Annotated in this window: 15 protein-coding genes, 1 tRNA gene and 1 pseudogene; 9 read left to right on the top strand and 8 right to left on the bottom strand. The window is 58.2% G+C overall.

Going from position 1 to position 18739, the window contains the following annotated elements:
* Positions 1-215: 215 nt before the first annotated feature.
* Together MUO32_RS19260 and MUO32_RS29325 are read right to left on the bottom strand one after the other, a co-directional pair.
* Positions 216-2609: a calcium-binding protein gene (locus MUO32_RS19260; protein ID WP_257950015.1), complete on the bottom strand. Its 2394-nt coding sequence runs from the start codon at positions 2607-2609 to the stop codon at positions 216-218.
* A 910-nt stretch (positions 2610-3519) separates the two neighbouring features.
* A complete protein-coding gene (locus MUO32_RS29325; RefSeq protein ID WP_374708689.1) occupies positions 3520-6330 on the bottom strand; it encodes a beta strand repeat-containing protein in 2811 nt (936 codons plus the stop codon).
* Positions 6331-6559: 229 nt separating this feature from the next.
* Between MUO32_RS29325 and MUO32_RS19280 the strand changes: the two genes are divergently transcribed.
* Positions 6560-7171: a recombinase family protein gene (locus MUO32_RS19280; protein WP_257950016.1), complete on the top strand. Its 612-nt coding sequence runs from the start codon at positions 6560-6562 to the stop codon at positions 7169-7171.
* Positions 7172-7195: 24 nt separating this feature from the next.
* Here MUO32_RS19280 and MUO32_RS29390 read toward each other — a convergent pair.
* Positions 7196-7339, bottom strand: a pseudogene (locus tag MUO32_RS29390) (Rmf/CrpP family protein); the annotation flags it as partial.
* A gap of 484 nt (positions 7340-7823) precedes the next feature.
* Between MUO32_RS29390 and istA the strand changes: the two are divergent.
* The 5 genes from istA (at position 7824) to MUO32_RS19305 (ending at position 12220) form a co-directional block, all read left to right on the top strand.
* A complete protein-coding gene (gene istA / locus MUO32_RS19285; protein ID WP_257950017.1) occupies positions 7824-9401 on the top strand; it encodes an IS21 family transposase in 1578 nt (525 codons plus the stop codon).
* Positions 9391-10203 carry an IS21-like element helper ATPase IstB gene (gene istB, locus MUO32_RS19290; protein ID WP_257950018.1) on the top strand — a complete coding sequence of 271 codons (813 nt, stop codon included), beginning with the start codon at positions 9391-9393 and terminating at the stop codon, positions 10201-10203. Before istA ends, istB begins: the two co-directional genes overlap by 11 nt.
* A gap of 414 nt (positions 10204-10617) precedes the next feature.
* Positions 10618-11046 (top strand): helix-turn-helix domain-containing protein, encoded by a 429-nt coding sequence (locus MUO32_RS19295; RefSeq protein WP_257950019.1) that lies wholly within the window; start codon positions 10618-10620, stop codon positions 11044-11046.
* Entirely contained in the window at positions 11043-11744 is a 702-nt protein-coding gene (locus tag MUO32_RS19300) for a hypothetical protein (RefSeq protein ID WP_257950020.1), read from the top strand. The genes MUO32_RS19295 and MUO32_RS19300 overlap by 4 nt, the downstream gene beginning before the upstream one ends.
* 17 nt (positions 11745-11761) lie before the next feature.
* A complete protein-coding gene (locus tag MUO32_RS19305) occupies positions 11762-12220 on the top strand; it encodes a site-specific integrase (protein WP_257950021.1) in 459 nt (152 codons plus the stop codon).
* Positions 12221-12365: 145 nt separating this feature from the next.
* Here MUO32_RS19305 and MUO32_RS19310 read toward each other — a convergent pair.
* Positions 12366-12440: transfer RNA gene (locus tag MUO32_RS19310), tRNA-Val, on the bottom strand.
* Positions 12441-12535: 95 nt separating this feature from the next.
* Positions 12536-12898 carry a response regulator CpdR1 gene (cpdR1, locus tag MUO32_RS19315; protein WP_069061148.1) on the bottom strand — a complete coding sequence of 121 codons (363 nt, stop codon included), beginning with the start codon at positions 12896-12898 and terminating at the stop codon, positions 12536-12538.
* 192 nt (positions 12899-13090) lie between these two features.
* Here cpdR1 and MUO32_RS19320 point away from each other — a divergent pair, with 192 nt between their 5' ends.
* Positions 13091-13975 (top strand): N-formylglutamate amidohydrolase, encoded by an 885-nt coding sequence (locus tag MUO32_RS19320; RefSeq protein ID WP_257950022.1) that lies wholly within the window; start codon positions 13091-13093, stop codon positions 13973-13975.
* Between the two features lie 268 nt (positions 13976-14243).
* Positions 14244-15017 (top strand): histidinol-phosphatase, encoded by a 774-nt coding sequence (gene hisN / locus MUO32_RS19325; RefSeq protein ID WP_257950023.1) that lies wholly within the window; start codon positions 14244-14246, stop codon positions 15015-15017.
* Positions 15018-15071: 54 nt separating this feature from the next.
* Here the strand turns inward: hisN and MUO32_RS19330 are convergent, their stop codons facing one another.
* Positions 15072-16034 carry an alpha/beta fold hydrolase gene (locus MUO32_RS19330; protein WP_257950024.1) on the bottom strand — a complete coding sequence of 321 codons (963 nt, stop codon included), beginning with the start codon at positions 16032-16034 and terminating at the stop codon, positions 15072-15074.
* 219 nt (positions 16035-16253) lie between these two features.
* Complete coding sequence (locus MUO32_RS19335; protein ID WP_257950025.1) at positions 16254-16802, bottom strand: GNAT family N-acetyltransferase; 549 nt, start codon at positions 16800-16802, stop codon at positions 16254-16256.
* 268 nt (positions 16803-17070) lie between these two features.
* Between MUO32_RS19335 and MUO32_RS19340 the strand changes: the two genes are divergently transcribed.
* Positions 17071-17532, top strand: coding sequence for an Hsp20 family protein (locus MUO32_RS19340; protein WP_257950026.1), 462 nt, complete (start codon positions 17071-17073; stop codon positions 17530-17532).
* A gap of 55 nt (positions 17533-17587) precedes the next feature.
* Here MUO32_RS19340 and MUO32_RS19345 read toward each other — a convergent pair whose 3' ends face one another.
* Complete coding sequence (locus MUO32_RS19345; protein WP_257950027.1) at positions 17588-18634, bottom strand: low specificity L-threonine aldolase; 1047 nt, start codon at positions 18632-18634, stop codon at positions 17588-17590.
* Between the last annotated feature and the right edge of the window lie 105 nt (positions 18635-18739).

Genomic DNA, 18739 nt, shown 5'->3' on the forward strand with positions numbered 1-18739 from the left:
ATGGTGGGCGGGGCAGCGGTTGAACCTGTGCCCCTACGATGTCAATCTAGCGAGATTGACGTGGAGAATGCTTTTGGCTTCAAAAAAGGCATTCTATATCAAGCTACTGTCAAGGCTTTCATGGGCTTTTCCCTCCCCGCCAATCGCGGTTTGCAGGTCACCTTTAGACGGTCCGCGCTCCGTTTCCTGGGCTTTTGTCACCATTCGACACCGGATTAAAGGACAAAGAAGTCAGCAGCCGAGATCGCCGGTTTCCCGTTGAGCGTTGCGAAGTGAACCGCCGCTCCATCGCCTGAACCGTCTGCATCGTAGAAAAGTTTTCCGGTGTCTGTTTCGTAGACTATGCGGTCTTTTGCATCCATGGCTGTGCCGTCGCTGTTGGTAACGAAAGCTGAAGATGCGAGTTTGCCGGTTGTGGTCAAAGCCTTGAATACAGCGTTCTCCAAGTAGATGGTGTCGTCCTTGGCTGAAAAATCTGTGATGCGGTCCACATTTTTCGATGCATTTAGGGCCTTATTGAAGAGGAACGTATCCTTGCCTAATCCACCTGTTAGAATGTCGTTGCCCTTGCCGCCGGAAAGCGTGTCGGCTCCGGCCTTGCCGTCGAGAATATTGTTGCCGGCATTGCCGATGATGACATTGGCGGTGCTGTTGCCGGTTCCGTTCACGGCGGCAGAGCCGGTCAGCGTGAGGTTCTCGACATTGGTCGCGAGCGTGTAGCTGACGGATGCCCTGACGAGGTCGGTGCCCTCATTAACTGTTTCGACGACCTTGTCGCCCTTGTTGTCGATAATGTAGGTATCGTTGCCCTTGCCGCCGGAAAGCGTGTCGGCTCCGGCCTTGCCGTCGAGAACATTGTTGCCGGTGTTGCCGATGATGACATTGGCGGTGCTGTTGCCGGTTCCGTTGACGGCGGCAGAGCCGGTCAGCGTGAGGTTCTCGACATTGGTCGCGAGCGTGTAGCTGACGGATGCCCTGACGAGGTCGGTGCCCTCATTAACTGTTTCGACGACCTTGTCGCCCTTGTTGTCGATAATGTAGGTATCGTTGCCCTTGCCGCCGGAAAGCGTGTCGGCTCCGGCCTTGCCGTCGAGAACATTGTTGCCGGTGTTGCCGATGATGACATTGGCGGTGCTGTTGCCGGTTCCGTTGACGGCGGCAGAGCCGGTCAGCGTGAGGTTCTCGACATTGGTCGCGAGCGTGTAGCTGACGGATGCCCTGACGAGGTCGGTGCCCTCATTAACTGTTTCGACGACCTTGTCGCCCTTGTTATCGACAATGTAGGTGTCATTGCCCTTGCCGCCGACCAGCGTGTCTGCACCTGCTTTTCCATCGAGGATATTGTTGCCGGTGTTGCCGGTTATCACGTTCACGAGGCTGTTGCCGGTGCCGTTGATGGTGGCGCTTCCCAGCAAGGTCAAGTTTTCGATTTCACCGAGCACTTTGCTGCTATTGGAAATGCTGAATGAGATTGTGCTTTGAACCTCATCAATGCCGTCTCCGGTGCTTTCGTCGATGATGTCGCCGCTGTCGGTTACGAAATAGATGTCGTCGCCGTAACCTCCGATCATAGTGTCCCTGCCAGCTCCGCCATGCAGCGTGTTCTGACCCGCCCCGCCGACCAGAACATCATCGCCATTGCCGCCGAGGAGCTGGTCATCGCCGCCGTAACCCTCGATCGTATCGTTGCCCGTTGAACCGAACAGTCGATCATGGCCTCCCCAAGTCTCTGTGCCCTGGATGATCGAGCCGGAAGCCGTTGAATAGATGAAGTCGCTCGCTTTCAACTGCGCGAAGGTTACGCCCTTGATCAGCCACTCGTGGTCAATGCCGCCGAAATAGGCGTTGAAATAGGCGTCATTGGCATTGCTCGGGGACGGTTCCAGGATCGCTTTCAACTGGTCGAAGCTGGAAATACCATAGCTGGACAAGTCAATCCGATCCGTGCCTTGTACGAAGTCTGCGACAATGTCGTAGGATTGGATGGTGTATACCGTGTCGAAGAAGGGGAGCCTGATTGAGGCGGCAAACACATCCCTGCCAGCTCCGCCATGCAGCGTGTTCTGACCCGCCCCGCCGACCAGAACATCATCGCCATTGCCGCCGAGGAGCTGGTCATCGCCGCCGTAACCCTCGATCGTATCGTTGCCCGTTGAACCGAACAGTCGATCATGGCCTCCCCAAGTCTCTGTGCCCTGGATGATCGAGCCGGAAGCCGTTGAATAGATGAAGTCGCTCGCTTTCAACTGCGCGAAGGTTACGCCCTTGATCAGCCACTCGTGGTCAATGCCGCCGAAATAGGCGTTGAAATAGGCGTCATTGGCATTGCTCGGGGACGGTTCCAGGATCGCTTTCAACTGGTCGAAGCTGGAAATACCATAGCTGGACAAGTCAATCCGATCCGTGCCTTGTACGAAGTCTGCGACAATGTCGTAGGATTGGATGGTGTATACCGTGTCGAAGAAGGGGAGCCTGATGGAGGCGGCAAACACATCCTTGCCAGCTCCGCCATGCAGCGTGTTCTCACCCGCCCCGCCGACCAGAACATCATTGCTCGAAGTGCCGTTCAAGCTTTCATTGGAGGTGGTGATGCCTGTGATCGTTGCCATTCATTGCCCCTACTCATGCTTTACTATCTCTTAGGATCTGTAAATTAAAACTTCAAGCTGTATTCGGTGCGCATGCAGAGGTGGCCTCTGTAAGTTTTCCCTGATGAACGTTCAGCCTTTTGGTTTATTGTCTCTTTCGCTATGTGTCTTTCATTGCCGTTTCAATGTACTTCTGAGACTCAGAAGCCGTACTTCAAGAAGGATTGCTTTTCAGAGGTCAGATCAAGTTTCCTGAAACAAAAAAGAGCGCCCCGAAGGACGCTCTCGTGAAAAGTTCTGGTGCCGCCGAATGCGATTTACCCCGGTGTATTCGACTTGGCCTGCCCCGGCCAAAGGACACTTGGTAAGCTCGAACGACGACGGAAGGGAGCTCACCCATATTTGCCAATGAATTGGCAAATATCCTCTATTTCGGAGCCGTCTGACACCCTTGTTCTCGCACCCTGCGGAGAGCGCAATCAAGTGCGTTGAGTTCGCCGGATTCTCTGAAACTCACTGCAAAGAGCCTACCCTACGAGGGCGGCGCTTCAGGGGCTCGATTGGGTTCTTTTCCGAATCAAAGTCACTTCGATGATCGGCATTTTGCTGAGGGATAGATGGAAAATACTAGCAACCGCAGGCGGTTGCTAGCTTTGAAAAGCCCTGAAAACGGAAAAATCCGCCGAAGCGGATTTCTCAACGTAATTCGAATGGTGGGCGTGACAGGGATTGAACCTGTGACCCCTACGATGTCAATTTAGCGAGTTCCTCTAGCCTGTTTTTTGGCTTGACGGAAAATCGTTTTAAATCAATTTCTTGAATGCGTTCTCGGCGGCCTGCGTCTTGCTGTTCTTGAAGATTGTAGCTCGGCTGTAGTCGTCATGTGTTGGGTTTGCCTTCGGATTTGGCACCATTTGGCACCTAGCAAGAGCTAGATAATGAAGAAATCAGCAACCGATATGGTCGGTTTCCCACTGAGCGTTGCGAAGTGAAAAGCCGATCCGTTCCCGGAGCCGTCTGCATCGTAGAAGATTTTTCCGGTGTCTGTTTCGTAGACTATGCGGTCTTTTGCATCCGTCGCCGTGCCGGTCACGTTGGCGGCGAAAGCGGAAGATGCGAGTTTGCCCGTTGCGGTCAACGCCTTGAAGATCGCGTTCTCTAGGTAAATGGTGTCATCCTCGGCAACGAAATCCGTGATGCGACCCACATTGTTCGATCCGCTGAGGGCTGTGTTGAAGAAGAACGTATCCTTGCCTGCCCCACCTGTGAGGATGTCGTTGCCCAGTCCACCATTCAGAATGTTGTTGGCAGCATTACCGATGATTACGTTCGCGGCACTGTTGCCGGTGCCGTTGATAGCGGCAGAGCCAGTCAGTGTAAGGTTTTCGACATTGGCCGCGAGGGTATAGCTGACGGAGGCCTTGACGAGCTCGGTGCCCTCGCTGGCCTTCTCTACCACCTTGTCGCCAGCGTTATCGACAACATAGGTGTCATTGCCCTCGCCACCGTTGAGCGTGTCCGCGCCCGCCTTGCCGTCGAGGATGTTATTGCCGGTGTTGCCTGTGATGACGTTGGCGACGCTGTTCCCCGTGCCGCTGATGGCAGCAGAGCCAGTCAGCGTGAGGTTCTCGACATCGGCCGTGAGGGTGTAGTTGACTGATGCTTTGACGAGATCGGTGCCCTCGCCAGCTTTCTCGATGACCTTATCGCCAACGTTATCGATGATGTAGGTATCGTTGCCTTTACCACCAGTGAGCGTGTCCGCGCCCGCCTTGCCGTCGAGGATGTTGTTGGCGGCGTTGCCGGTGATGGCGTTCGCCGCACTGTTGCCAGTGCCGTTGATTGCACCGGAGCCAGTCAGCGTCAGGTTTTCGACATAGGTCGCAAGCGTATAGGTGAGAGACGCCTTGATGAGGTCCGTGCCTTCGCTCGCCTTCTCGATCACCTTGTCGCCAGCGTTATCAACGATGTAGGTATCGTTGCCCTTGCCGCCGGTGAGTGTGTCCGCGCCTGCCTTGCCGTCGAGGATGTTGTTGCCGGTGTTGCCAGTGATGACATTTGCGAGGCCGTTGCCGGTGCCGTTGATGGCCCCGCTTCCTAGCAAGGTTAAGTTTTCGATTTCGCCAAGTACTCGACTGCTATAGGAAATGCTGAGAGAGATTGTGCTTCGAACTTCATCAATGCCGTCCCCCGCGCTTTCATCCACGACGTCTTCATTGTCAGTTACGAAATAGACATCCTGACCATAACCACCGATCATGATGTCGTCGCCAGCCTCCCCATAAAGCCAATCATTCCCGCCGCCGCCATACAGCATATCGTTACCGCTTCCTCCGAAAAGCTGGTCATTCCCACCCCTGCCGTCGAGCATTTCTGCTCCGGTGCTGCCAAACAGGCGGTCGTCACCCCCGGTTCCAGTAACGTCCCGCCCGATCTGCTTGTCGAAGATGAAGTCGCTTGCCTTCAGGGCGTTCCTGCCGATGTTCTTGATGGTGGTGCCGAATTCGTAGCCGTAGGAACTGTAGTAGGCGCTGAAATAGGTATCCTTGGTGCCGCTAGCCTCTAGGATCAGTTGAAGCTGGTCGAGGCTGGAAATACCGAATGCCGAAACATCGATCTTGTCGGTGCCCTGAACGAAATCCATGATCGTGTTGTCTATGTCGGTAGAGCCGGCCCGCTCTTCCGCCATGAAGATGTCGGCTCCGGCTCCGCCATAGAGCGTGTTATAGCCCCTTCCACCGAGCAGCGTATCATTCCCGTTGCCGCCAAAAAGCTGGTCGTTTCCGCTCCTGCCGTCGAGCATTTCTGCTCCGGTGCTGCCAAACAGGCGGTCGTCACCCCCGGTTCCAGTAACGTCCCGCCCGATCTGCTTGTCGAAGATGAAGTCGCTTGCCTTCAGGGCGTTCCTGCCGATGTTCTTGATGGTGGTGCCGAATTCGTAGCCGTAGGAACTGTAGTAGGCGCTGAAATAGGTATCCTTGGTGCCGCTAGCCTCTAGGATCAGTTGAAGCTGGTCGAGGCTGGAAATACCGAATGCCGAAACATCGATCTTGTCGGTGCCCTGAACGAAATCCATGATCGTGTTGTTTATGTCGGTGGAACCGGCTCGCTCTTCCGCCATGAAGATGTCGGCTCCGGCTCCGCCATAGAGCGTGTTATAGCCCTCTCCACCGAGCAGCGTATCATTCCCGTTGCCGCCAAAAAGCTGGTCATTCCCACCCCTGCCGTCGAGCATTTCTGCTCCGGTGCTGCCAAACAGGCGATCGTCACCCCCGGTTCCGGTAACGTCCCGCCCGACCTGCTTGTCGAAGATGAAGTCGCTTGCCTTCAGGGCATTCCTGCCGATATTCTTGATGGTGATACCGAAATCGTAGTTGTAGGTGCCGTAGTAGGCGCTGAAATAGGTATCCTTGGTGCCGCTAGCCTCTAGGATCAGTTGAAGCTGGTCGAGGCTGGAAATACCGAATGCCGAAACATCGATCTTGTCGGTGCCCTGAACGAAATCCATGATCGTGTTGTTTATGTCGGTGGAACCGGCTCGCTCTTCCGCCATGAAGATGTCGGCTCCGGCTCCGCCATAGAGCGTGTTATAGCCCTCTCCACCGAGCAGCGTATCGTTCCCACCGTAGCCGTACAGCGTATCATCACCTTCTAAGCCTAAAACAACATCACCGTTGGAGGTCCCACTTAAAGTTTCGTCGGAGTAAGTGCCCTCAATCGTCGCCATGGGTTGCTCCTGCATATATCGTTATAGTCTTCTAGGTGGCGCAATTTAAAACTTCAAGCTGCAATCTCCTTTGCTGTAAATCTAATCTCTCGGGCATTGGAGCCCGTCGCTATGAGCTTTTCCTGCTAGTTTACTAAGGTGTGCTGATCCTGAACCAGTCTTTTTCTGGTTCATTTTGATCGTTTGACTATTCAAAATAAACCGCTGTTATGGAAACCATCCTAACTAAACCGATGAGGTTTCCATGCTCGCCCGAGCTTATCTCCGCGCGTCAACAGACGAGCAAGACGCTACCCGCGCACGCGCTCAGCTTGAGGCGTTCGCCGAAGAGCGAGGCCTGATCATTGCGTCTACATATGTGGAGAACGAAAGCGGTGCGAAGCTCGCCCGTCCCGAACTGTTCCGCCTTCTGTCGGATGCCCGGCCCGGCGACATTCTTCTGATCGAGCAGGTGGACCGCCTGTCGCGTCTGACTGCATCCGACTGGCAGAAACTCCGAGGAGAACTCGACGCCCGGCAAGTGCGGGTGGTTGCTCTGGACCTTCCTACATCGTGGATGTTAGCAGCGCCTTCAGATGATTTCACCGGAAGGATGTTTAGCGCCATCAACTCTATGATGTTGGATGTCCTCGCTGCCGTGGCCCGCAAGGACTACGAGGATCGTCGCCGCCGACAGGCGCAAGGGCAAGCTAAAGCCAAGGCTGAAGGCCGCTACCGTGGGCGTACCGAGGACGTAAAGCGCAATGCCGGAATAGCCTCAATGCTCCAAGCGGGAATGTCATGGTCCCAAATCCAGAGCGTTACGGGCGCGTCCCGTGCAACTGTTGCCAAGATTGCGAAGCGGCGGAGCCCCTAATGCCTCCGGGGCCTGCAAACGGCGTCAGTTATCGTCGTCATCTACATCTGCAAGCATGTCGGCAGCGGAATAATAGCCGTCCATCCATGCGGCTGCCAGATCAGCGTCATCATCTTCATTGAAAGGGCACTCGGTTGGAGGAATGCCTTGCTTGGCTGCGTCCTGCCCGTAGTCATATGCCTTATCTCGGGCGAGATGGTCCGCATCCTACTTCGGTGCAGAGTTGTCGTTGTCCGGTTTGAGACCCACTGCGGTTTCCAAGGTCGGTTTCGTCGTGTGACTGCAATTAACGTACCTTGAGGGCGCGGGGAAGGGGGCAGATCGTTGGGTTCCCCTTTGACAAGCGTGCTCAGCCACGCGAATAAGAATGCAGAGCGGTACGTGCCGCTTCGGGGCGTGGAAACCCCTTCGAACGGTTGGTGTTGGCCGATACAGCACCACACTCCTTGACCTTTAGGTCGGGGAGCCTGACGCTATGTCCAGGTTCTCCGAACTAAAAGCTCAGGGCCGTTTCGAACGGTTTCCAACTCCCCGATCATAGATCAAGGGGCACTTTCGCGGGGACGTACCGCGACGACCACCCCAATTTGGGTGTTGATTTGCACTGAGAGCTGACCCGGGATAGCGGGAAATTATCACTGAGATTTGACCCATGTTTCAATCATCCCTCGCGAGGTTTCAGCGGGGGCTCTGGAGTGATCGACATGGCGTACTGAGCGTAATCCGACGCTGGCATTTTCGAGAGCATCTATCGATCCGGGAGATTTGCCGCAGGACCGGTCTGTCCCGGAACACTGTCCGCAAATACCTGCGCCTGGACGGCGTGGAGCCGAAGTTCAAGGTCCCGGAGCGGCCGAGCAAGCTTGATCCGTTCGCGGATCGGCTTTCGGCCTGGCTGAAGACGGAATCCAAGAAGGGCCGCAAGCAAAAGCGCACCCTGAAGCAACTCCATGCCGACCTGGTGAGCCTTGGCTATGACGGCTCCTATTGCCGTGTTGCGGCCTTTGCCCGGGAATGGAAGGCAGACCGTCAGAGGGAATTCCAGACGACAGGGCGTGGAACGTTGGTGCCTCTGGCCTTCGGACCGGGCGAAGCGTTCCAGTTCGACTGGTCGGACGACTGGGCCATTATTGGCAATGAGCGCACCAAGCTGCAGGTGGCCCATACGAAGCTGAGCTATAGCCGTGCTTTCATTGTTCGGGCCTATCTTCTGCAGACGCATGAGATGCTGTTCGATGCCCATAATCATGCATTCCGGGTCTTCGGCGGCATCCCCGACCGCGGTATCTACGACAACATGCGCACGGCAATCGACAAGGTCGGCCGTGGCAAGGAGCGAGACGTCAATGTGCGCTTCCTGGCGATGGCCAGTCACTATGTGTTCGAGCCGGAGTTCTGTAACCCTGCGTCCGGCTGGGAGAAAGGGCAGGTTGAGAAGAACGTTCAGGATGCGCGTCATCGGTTCTTCCAGCCGATCCTGCGCTTTCCATCATTGGATGCCCTGAACGACTGGCTGGAGCTCCGATGCAAGGAGTTCTGGACAAAGACCCCGCACGGACAGATGCGCGGCACCATCGCCGACATCTGGGCCGAGGAGGCCTTGGCGTTGATGCCGGTTTCGCGGCCGTTCGACGGCTTCGTCGAATATACGAAGCGGGTCACGCCGACCTGCCTCGTCCATCTGGAACGCAATCGCTATAGCGTGCCGGCATCCTTCGCCAATCGACCGGTGAGCCTGCGGGTCTACCCGGATCGGGTCGTGGTCGCTGCGGAAGGCCAGATCGTCTGCGAGCATCGTCGCGTCATCGATCGCTCTCACGATCGGCCGGGACAGACGATCTACGACTGGCGGCACTATCTGGCGGTGGTGCAACGCAAGCCAGGTGCTCTGCGCAATGGTGCACCGTTCGTCGAACTCCCCAATGCATTCCGGGCCTTGCAGCAATATCTCCTGAGGAAGCCGGGTGGCGACCGCGAGATGGTCGATATCCTGGCGCTGGTCCTCCAGCACGACGAGCAGGCCGTGCTATCGGCGGTCGACATGGCGCTGAAGTCCGGCGTCCCCACGAAGACGCATGTGCTGAACCTGCTGCATCGCCTCGTCGACGGCAAATCCTTCACGCCGTCCACCATCGACGCGCCTCAAGCCCTGACGCTCACCAACGAGCCCAAGGCCAATGTCGAACGATACGATGCCCTGAGAAAGACGGAGGTTCGCCATGCGTCATAATCCAGCAAGTGGCGCTGTCGTCATCATGTTGCGGCAACTGAAGATGCATGGCATGGCCCAGGCCGTCGGCGAGCTCACCGAGCAGGGATCGCCAGCGTTCGAGGCCGCCGTCCCGATCCTGTCGCAGCTCCTCAAGGCCGAGACCGCGGAACGAGAGGTTCGATCGACAGCCTACCAGCTCAAGACAGCACGCTTTCCAGCCTATCGTGATCTGAATGGCTTTGATTTTACCAGCAGCGAGATCAACGAGGCGCTCGTCCGCCAACTTCATCGCTGCGACTTCCTCGACGACGCCAACAACATCGTTCTGGTCGGCGGCCCCGGCACGGGCAAAACGCACATTGCGACGGCAATCGGGGTCCAGGCCATCGAGCATCACCACAAGCGGGTTCGGTTCTTCTCGACCGTGGAACTGGTCAATGCTCTCGAGCAGGAGAAGTCCCAAGGTCGTCCAGGCCAGATCGCCAACCGCCTGGCACACTCCGATCTCGTCATCCTCGACGAGCTCGGTTACCTGCCGTTCAGTGCTTCAGGCGGTGCGCTGCTGTTCCATCTGCTGAGCAAGCTCTACGAGCACACCAGCGTCATCATCACCACCAACCTGAGCTTCAGTGAATGGGCCAGCGTCTTTGGTGATGCCAAGATGACCACCGCTCTGCTCGACCGCCTCACGCATCATTGCCATATCCTCGAAACCGGAAACGACAGCTTCCGATTCAAAAACAGCTCAGCCCATGAGCCCAAAGCGACGAAGGAGAAACGGAGGAACTTGACCATCCCAACCACGACGGACGATACCTAAGGCGGGTCACTTCTCGGCACAAATCCCGGGTCAGCTCTCAGTGCAAATCAACACTTCTATGTAGAAGACGGATGCATTTCCATATCCTTCACTCCCTCTGGGGCTCACTGCCACGACGGCACGCAGCTTGCGTCCTCCGAAGCGTCCCTCAGCAACGCCTTACATGAGCGGTAAATCCAGCGCCTCGTGAGACGGATTTTGCAACATGTTGCACGGTTTCTCGATCACCGAAATCTTATATCTTTTTCAATAAAATCAATCACTTAATTCTATTTTCACTTGATTGTTCGCCGTACTCCGTGGCAATTTCGGTGTGCTGGCGATGGTCGTCAGCATCACCTGTTCCGCTGGTCTCGGCCTTAACGGCGCTCGCACGTGAGCGACCGGTGGATTTCTGCTGTCTGGGAGTTGGAAATGGAAGTTCGAGATACTGAAGATGAACAGGGGCAAGCTGGAAAGCTGCCCTTAATAGAGCGGATGCGCAAATTCGATGATCGGGATCGGCAACTCCATCCACACCGCTATGTCAATGCGGTCGATGGTCTGGGACCGAATTGGCTTTTCGTGGAGAATGCGGCAGCGATGTTGGGGGCGACGGTCGATTTCGTTCGCCGGATCAGCCGCGAAGAGTTGCCCGCCGCCATTGTGGGCAAGCGCGTGATTTATGCCCGTACCGATATTGATGCGTATATCACGCAACGGATACAGCGCGCCTCCCGCCATTATGTCCCCGATAAAAAGCTCCGCGTCGTGTCAGGCGAAGCCGGGAGCATCGAGAGTGCCGCTAGAGGAGCGACGTTCGATCCCGTCGCCAAGGTGCTGGCTGTGGGTGGTGGAAAATGAGCAAACCGAGTTTGAAGACGGAGAAACGCGGTCCCTTCACCATTCGGCCTCGAAAGCGCGACGGGTCGCTGACGGGTGCATGGGTCGTTGATATTCCGCCTCATGTTAGCCCTTCGGGCAAGCGCGTTCGCGAGACGCACGAAACCAAGACCGCCGCGCTTAATGCGGCGGAACGTATGCTGCGTGATTTGCAGTTGATGGGTGCGATCCGGGGCGATGGCGCAGTCAAGCCGAGCGGTATCACCTTCGCCGAGTTCGCGGAACGGTGGCTTGAGAAACAGAGTGACCGGGTGGCGACCGGCAAGAAGCGTTCGTCCTCTCTCCTAACGAATGCCTATCAGGTGAAAGCCTTGCTGAAGACGTTTGCCGTTAAGGACATTTCCCGTGTCGTGACGAAGGACATTGAAGACTATCAGAAGAAACGCACGGTGGAGGACGCCTGCAAGCCGCCCACCATCAACGGCGAAGTGGCGACATTGGTGCAGATATTGTCGTGGGCGCAGGAACTTCAGTTGATCCGGCAAGTACCAAGGCATGAAGGAATTCCGGTCTCTCCCCGGAAGGTCAGCATTCCGACACCGGAAGAAGTAACGCGGATTGTCGAGCACTTGGCAGACAGAACCGGCCTTCTTGCGCTCTTTCTTGCTGAAACAGGTTGCGAAAGAACGAGGCGTTTTCGCTTGAGTGGTCCGATCTAGACCCGGAGGCGCTGCTCGTGATGATCCAGAGAAAGGAAGAGTTCACGCCGAAGTCTCGCCACAGCGAGCGCGGTATTCCTATCTGTGACACGCTGATGAAAAGGCTTATCGCGGCCAAAGCTGATGACGAGACGGCGGCGCGTGAGAACAACGGGCCTTCGGTGCGCTACGTTTTTCCGGGTCGGTTTGGCGGCAAGCGTACCGATATGCGCAAGGCACTGGCTTCCGCCGTGAAAAAAGCGAAGGTGCTGCGCGGTGAACAGCCCATCCACCTGACGATGCACGTCTTTCGCAAGGCCATTGCGACTTGGATGACAATGAAGGGCGTACCGACACGTATCATTCAATCTCATCTCGGCCATGCGCCCGGATCGCGGGTTACGGATCAGGTCTATGTGCATACGACACCCGACGATCACAGGGCTGTCATCTTTGATTTGTCGAAGATGAGGTCGACTGGTAAGCGCGCCGCGTGAAGATCGCTCCATGCCGTTGTGCCAAACTCTTGGCACCGGCAACCTCTCTTTCTCAAGATGCGCTTTGCACCATCCGAACTTGGCACCATCTGGCACCAGAAACGACAAAGGCCTCAGCGCATTACCGCCAAGGCCTTGAAAAGGATGGTGGGCGTGACAGGGATTGAACCTGTGACCCCTACGATGTCAACGTAGTGCTCTCCCGCTGAGCTACACGCCCATCCGATGAGGGGCATAGACCACAAAACATCCGGCGGCGTCAATAGGCTTTTTGAAGCTTTTTTTACACGCCGATTTTGTGGTCTTTTCCGGGGCTTAGGCGGCCAGCATCTTGTTGACCTCGTCAACGAGGTCGCGCAGGTGGAACGGCTTGGAGAGGACCTTCGCGTCCTTCGGGGCCTTGGAATCCGGGTTGAGCGCGACGGCGGCGAAACCGGTGATGAACATGACCTTGAGGTCCGGATCGAGTTCGGTGGCGCGGCGTGCCAGCTCGATGCCGTCCATCTCGGGCATCACGATGTCGGTGAGCAGCAGCGAGAAGGGTTCTTCGCGAAGCCGGTCATAGGCGCTGGCGCCGTTGTCGTAGGACAGCACCTGATAGCCTGCCTTTTCGAGCGCTTTCACCAGGAAGCGGCGCATGTCGTTGTCGTCTTCGGCGAGGAGAATCTTGGGGGTCATGGAATTCGGGAACCATTGCTGAAGGTTGTCGGCCCGCGGACGGGCGGTTCTGATACACAATCGTATTCCGGTAAATATCCGGTGAATGTGGCAGGGCAAGGCTTGTGCCCCAATGTTCTCAGTATGGACACGCGCGCATGCCGCTGGCAACATGGGCGACGCAATGACTTTCAGGCATGGTAAAGGACGGCAATGGTGGGGGCCCCAAGCGAAAACAGCCACTTCGAGGTGTTGGAGCCGGTTTCGCAGAGCGTGCCCCTCGTCTTCAACTCGCCTCATAGCGGCCGGCGTTATCCACAGGGCTTTCTTGCGCAGTCGCGCCTGGATGCCGTCGGCATCCGCCGTTCGGAAGATCACTATGTCGATGAACTCTTCTCCGTAGCCCCGGCGCTTGGCGCGCCGATGCTGATCGCCCATTTCCCGCGTGCCTGGCTCGACGTCAACCGCGAGCCCTACGAACTCGATCCGCGCATGTTCGACGGCGTGCTGCCGTCCTATGCCAATATCAATTCCATTCGTGTCGCCGGCGGCCTTGGCACGGTGCCGCGGGTGGTGGCGGAGAATATGGAAATCTACCGCCAGCGTTTCCCCGTCGAAGAGGCTCTGGATCGCGTCGAAACCGTCTACAAGCCCTATCACGCCCGCCTGCGCGGACTTGTCGTGCACACCCATATGAGGTTCGGTTTCTCGGTGCTGATCGATTGCCATTCGATGCCGGGCAATATCCGCGTCGCGGGCTCGGGGCTCCGGCCGGATTTCATCATCGGTGACCGCTACGGCACCAGCGCCTCGGGCGAGCTGTCGCGCACCGCGATGCGGCTCCTGGAGGACATGGGCTTCACCGTCGTGCGCAACAAGCCCTATGCGGGCGGCTTCATCACCGAGCACTATGGCCGGCCCGCCAAGGGGCTGCATGCGCTGCAGATCGAAGTGAACCGCGCGCTCTATGTCGATGAGACGACGCTTGCAAAGAGGCCGGACTTTGCCGTTCTGCAGACGGCGATTTCCGCTTTCCTGCAGGACTTTTCCGATCATGTGGAAGATTATGCCGCGGACCGGGCGCTCGCCGCCGAATAGGCCCGCCTCCTTTCAAAAAAAACCGCGCTTGTGGCGCGGTCAAGTCTAGGGAGGAAACACCCAAGGAGGGTATTTACAGTCGGTGAAGACTGTAAGGAAAGAGTAATATTGCGCTGCACAAATGTCAAGCGCAACTGCGGGGCAAATTTGCGATCCGTCAAGCAACAATGTTGCGTCGGCCTTCGGTGTCACGCCGCGTCAATCCGGTTCCGTTTTGCCTTTGGATGCAGTAAGGAAAAGCGTCAGAAATCCCTCCGAGAGAGCCTCCATGTTGCCTGATCGCGCCTTTTTCGACCTTCTTGCCGATGCGGCGGCGAAGGAAACCCTGCCACGCTTCCGTGTCGGGGCCGACGTCGTCAACAAGGAGGCCGCCGGCTTCGATCCGGTGACGGAGGGCGACCGCGCCGCCGAGACCGCGATCCGCACGCTGATCGAACGGCATTTCCCCGATCACGGCATTCTCGGCGAAGAGCATGGCTCGGTGGGTCTCGACCGCGAATATGTCTGGGTCATCGACCCGATCGACGGCACGCGCGCCTTCATTTCCGGCGTGCCGGTCTGGGGCACGCTCATCGGGCTGTATCGCAACGGCGATGCGGTGATGGGCCTTGTCGACCAGCCCTTTACGAAGGAGCGTTATTTTGCCGACGGCAAGGCCTCGCACTATGCCGGGCCCGATGGCAGCAAGGTGCTTTCGACCCGGCCCTGCAACAACCTGTCGGATGCCATCCTGTTCACGACGTCGCCGCATCTCTTCAAGGACAGCGGCAAGGCGCGCTTCGAGACGGTGCAGGACAAGGTGCGGCTGTTCCGTTACGGCGTCGATTGCTACGCCTATGCGTTGCTGGCGGCCGGCCATGTCGACCTCGTCGTCGAATGCGGCCTGAAGCCCTATGATGTTGGCGGTCTTATCCCGGTCATCGAGCAGGCGGGCGGCATCATCACCGCCTGGGATGGCGGGCCGGCGGAGAATGGCGGCGAGATCATCGCGGCAGGCAGCCGGGCGGTCTATGATCAGGCGATGGCAATTTTGAACGCTTGACGCGTGTTTGCGCGCGATTCCTTCCCTTAACCGATCCGGTCAAGGCGCGTGCGTTCAGGCGCCGAGGTTGGTTTCCTCGGCGTCGCTGCCTGGAATGAAGGCATCGATCGCCGCCAGCGCCTGCGCGCGAAACCGGTCGGTTTCCTGAAACAGTTCGTGGCGCGCGCCGTCGATCTCGATGAGACGGGCGGCGCGGAAAATGCGGGCGAGATTGTTGATCGCCCGGCGCGGCACCAGCTTGTCCGCTGTGGGGCAAAGGATGAGGGTCGGGATGCGGATACGCGTCAGGTGATCCTGATGTGTCACGCGGGCCATGACCTTCAGCGTCTCGTTCAGCCAGCGCGCGCTCGGCCAGCTGATCGAAAGCTCGGGATGTTCGGTGAAAATCGCGGTGTTGCGAGCAAAGCGGCGCTCGTCCGACGTCACGATATTGCGTGAAAAATCAAGCGCTGGATCGCCCCTGCGGAAGGTGCGCTTGCCGAGCCCGAAAAGCGAGGCGAGGCGGGCGATGATCGTGATCTTGCGCTGGCTCATCGACTGGCCGGCGAGCGCGATGAAGGGGGCGGCGAGCACCATGCGTTCGATACGGTTTTCAAGCTCCGGCGCCTGCGAGAGCGCGACGAGCGCGCCCGTCGAATGGGCGACGATGAAGAAGGGCAGGCGCGCATCCGGCAGCACGATCTTTTCCAGGAAGAGCGCCAGATCGGCTTCGTAGTCGGAAAAGCGGGCGACATGACCGGCGCGGCTGCCTGGTATCAGTCGGTCCGAGCCCCCCTGGCCGCGCCAGTCGAGCGTGGCGACCCAGAGGCCGCGCGCGGTCAGGTCGTTGATCGTCTCGAAGTATTTTTCGATGCACTCGCTGCGCCCACCGAGCAGCACCACCGTGCCCTTGGCCTCGCGCTCCCTCGAACGAAACACGGCATAGCGGATTTTAACCCCGCCGCGACCGTCCATGAAGCCGGCGAAGTGATTTTCCGGAACCGGATTGTCGGCAGTGGCGTGGAGGATGGAATCCATCAAGGCAGGCGATCTCGGATTGGCTATCTGATGGATAGGCGCTGATCCCGCAAGCGTCAAAGAAAAAAGCCGGATGCATGTGGCAACGGGGGTGGCACACATGCAGCCGGCGCAATTTAACCGGGGAGGAAGGGACGTTACGCCCCGGTCGTCGGAAGTTTTCGCTTCCGATGCTGCGGTTCTAGCAGCGCGAAGCTGAACGCTGTCCGAAGTGGTCGTTCATCCACCATTCATCTGACAGGCGTTCCATTCCGAACGCATCAGTTCGTACCAGACCTCGCCGTGCTCGCTGCCGTGGATGGGATCGGGCCAGTCGGCCACAACGGTGCGCGTGTGCTTCATGCCGATCTTTTCCATCACGCGGCGCGAGGCGTGGTTCACCGACATCGTGGTGGCGACGACCGTGTCATAGCGGCAGCTCGCAAAACCCCAGTCGACGAGTGCCGAAGCCCCTTCCGCCGCCAGGCCCTGGCCCCAGTCCATCCAGCGCAGGCGATATCCGAGTTCGGCCAGGCTCTCGTTCTCCGGCCACAGACAAAACCACCCGACGAAGGCGCCCCCGGCGGTGCGACGCGCAGTCCAGACGTAGGGCTCGGTTCCCCTGGGCATGAGGAAGGTGGCGTTCGGATCGGTCCGTTCAGGATCGACGGCGTAGCCGCCGTTGAGGAAACGCATGACGTCCGGATCGCGCTCAAGCGCGATGAAGTCGGCGCGGTCATGCGGGGTGCAAGGACTGAGGGTCAGTTGTGTTGTCTGCAAAACGGTCATCTGTCGAAATTCCCCTCCGGCCGCAGCATCGGCAATCATGCCCCCATTTGTGCCTCGTTCCGGACCTGGATCATATCCGTCCTATTCGTTGAACGGCACTCTTGAACGGTCGCAAAAGCATTCCCATCTCATCTTCACGGGCGCCGAAAGGGTCCGTCGAGGTTTCCGTCGCCAGAAAGGGGCGGAGGCCGGTTGAACCGGGCCGTACCCTTCGGAAATCAGGGGCGGCACTTTGAAAATCGCAATCGTTGCTCTGAAGGAGGACACCATGCGTCACGTCGATTTCTCCCCCCTCTACCGTTCCACCGTTGGTTTCGACCGTCTCTTCACCATGCTCGACAGCCTCGGTCAGCCTGATCAGGCCCAGAGCTATCCGCCCTACAACATCGAGCGCACCGGCGAGACCACCTATCGCATCACCATGGCGGTAGCCGGTTTCGACGAAAGCGAACTGTCGATCGAAGCGCGCGAACATGCGCTGACCGTCAAGGGCGAGAAGAAGGACGAAACGGCTGAGGAAAGCCAGTATCTCTACCGTGGCATTGCCAAGCGCGCCTTCGAGCGCCGCTTCCAGCTCGCCGATCATGTGGAAGTGCGCGCCGCTTCGCTGAAGAACGGCCTTCTCCACATCGATCTTCTTCGCGAGATCCCGGAAGCCGCCAAGCCGCGCCGTATCGAGATTGCGGCCGTCAACCGCGAAGCCAAGCAGATCGAAGCGCAGAACAACTAAGCTCGGGCGCGTCGGAATGAGCAAGGCGGTGCCGCAAGGCACCGCCTTTTTCGTTTCAGAGCGCCGAACGGAAAGTGTCGACGTCGGCCTCGCGCGTCGCAAAGCTGGTGACGAGACGGATCAGGGTTTCGTCGTCGCGCATGGTCGCCTTGAGCTCGGGACCGGCCGGCCAGTCGTAGAAGACGGCGCCTTTGTCCTGCAGGACCTTCATCGCGTCGTTCCTGATGATGACGAAGAGTTCGTTGGAACCCGTCGGCCAGGCGAGGCGGGCCTTTTCGGACCTGGCGAAGCCGCCGGCGAGGCGGGCGGCCATGCTGTTGGAATGGCGCGCGAGCGAGAGCCACAGGTCATCGCGGAAATAGGCGTCGAATTGCGCGGCGATGAAGCGGGATTTCGAAAAGAGCTGGGCGGAGCGCTTGCGCAGAAAATGCATCTGCTGCGCCTTGGCGCGGTCGAAGAGGACGAGGGCTTCGGCACACCAGCAGCCGTTTTTGGTGCCGCCGAAGGAGAGGATGTCGACGCCACGTTTCCACGTCATTTCTGCCGGCGTCGTGCCGAGATTGACAAGGGCATTGGCAAAACGCGCGCCGTCCATGTGCAGCGGCAGGCCGGCTTTTTTCGTAACGTCGGAAAGGGCGGCGATTTCGTCCAGCGAGTAGGCGGTGCCGGCTTCGGTTGCCTGCGTGATGGTCACGGCCATCGGCTGGCCGCCATGCACGAAATCCGGCGGAAAGCGGCCGATTGCGGCGGAGAGCGCATCCGGCGCGATCTTGCCCGCGGGGCCATCGATCGGCACGAGCTTGGAACCCGTCGCGAAAAATTCCGGCGCGTTGCATTCGTCGACATTCACATGCGCCTCGCGGTGGCAGAACACCTGCCCGCCGGGACGGTTGAAGCTTGCCAGCGCAAGCGAATTCGCCGCCGTGCCCGTGCCCACGAAGAAGACGGCGACGTCGCGCTCGAAAATTTCCGAAAAGGTCTTTTCCACACGCTTGTCGAGATCGCTGGTGCCATAGGCGGAAGCGAAGCCACCGGCCGCGTCGACGAGGCTCTTTGCAATGTCGGGATGGGCGCCAGCCCAGTTGTCGGAAGCGAAATACATGCGGTTTCCAGTGCGAATAGGGGCTTCGGAAGGACCATAATGGAGAAATGTCGGCGATCAATCGCCCGAGACGGCCGAAAGCACCATCCTCCCCGAGAATGAAAG

Origin of the sequence: Shinella sp. CPCC 101442 (assembly GCF_024704725.1) — a bacterium.
Lineage (GTDB): Bacteria > Pseudomonadota > Alphaproteobacteria > Rhizobiales > Rhizobiaceae > Shinella.

Bases quoted from the DNA above. Each gene is read 5' to 3' on its own strand.
- MUO32_RS29325 (WP_374708689.1), bottom strand. From the start codon at position 6,330: ATGCAGGAGCAACCCATGGCGACGATTGAGGGCACTTACTCCGACGAA.
- MUO32_RS19330 (WP_257950024.1), bottom strand. From the start codon at position 16,034: ATGGATTCCATCCTCCACGCCACTGCCGACAATCCGGTTCCGGAAAAT.
- MUO32_RS19345 (WP_257950027.1), bottom strand. From the start codon at position 18,634: ATGTATTTCGCTTCCGACAACTGGGCTGGCGCCCATCCCGACATTGCA.
- hisN (WP_257950023.1), top strand. From the start codon at position 14,244: ATGTTGCCTGATCGCGCCTTTTTCGACCTTCTTGCCGATGCGGCGGCG.
- istB (WP_257950018.1), top strand. From the start codon at position 9,391: ATGCGTCATAATCCAGCAAGTGGCGCTGTCGTCATCATGTTGCGGCAA.
- MUO32_RS19295 (WP_257950019.1), top strand. From the start codon at position 10,618: ATGGAAGTTCGAGATACTGAAGATGAACAGGGGCAAGCTGGAAAGCTG.
- MUO32_RS19300 (WP_257950020.1), top strand. From the start codon at position 11,043: ATGAGCAAACCGAGTTTGAAGACGGAGAAACGCGGTCCCTTCACCATT.
- cpdR1 (WP_069061148.1), bottom strand. From the start codon at position 12,898: ATGACCCCCAAGATTCTCCTCGCCGAAGACGACAACGACATGCGCCGC.
- istA (WP_257950017.1), top strand. From the start codon at position 7,824: ATGTTTCAATCATCCCTCGCGAGGTTTCAGCGGGGGCTCTGGAGTGAT.
- MUO32_RS19320 (WP_257950022.1), top strand. From the start codon at position 13,091: ATGGTGGGGGCCCCAAGCGAAAACAGCCACTTCGAGGTGTTGGAGCCG.
- MUO32_RS19280 (WP_257950016.1), top strand. From the start codon at position 6,560: ATGCTCGCCCGAGCTTATCTCCGCGCGTCAACAGACGAGCAAGACGCT.
- MUO32_RS19335 (WP_257950025.1), bottom strand. From the start codon at position 16,802: ATGACCGTTTTGCAGACAACACAACTGACCCTCAGTCCTTGCACCCCG.
- MUO32_RS19260 (WP_257950015.1), bottom strand. From the start codon at position 2,609: ATGGCAACGATCACAGGCATCACCACCTCCAATGAAAGCTTGAACGGC.
- MUO32_RS19340 (WP_257950026.1), top strand. From the start codon at position 17,071: ATGCGTCACGTCGATTTCTCCCCCCTCTACCGTTCCACCGTTGGTTTC.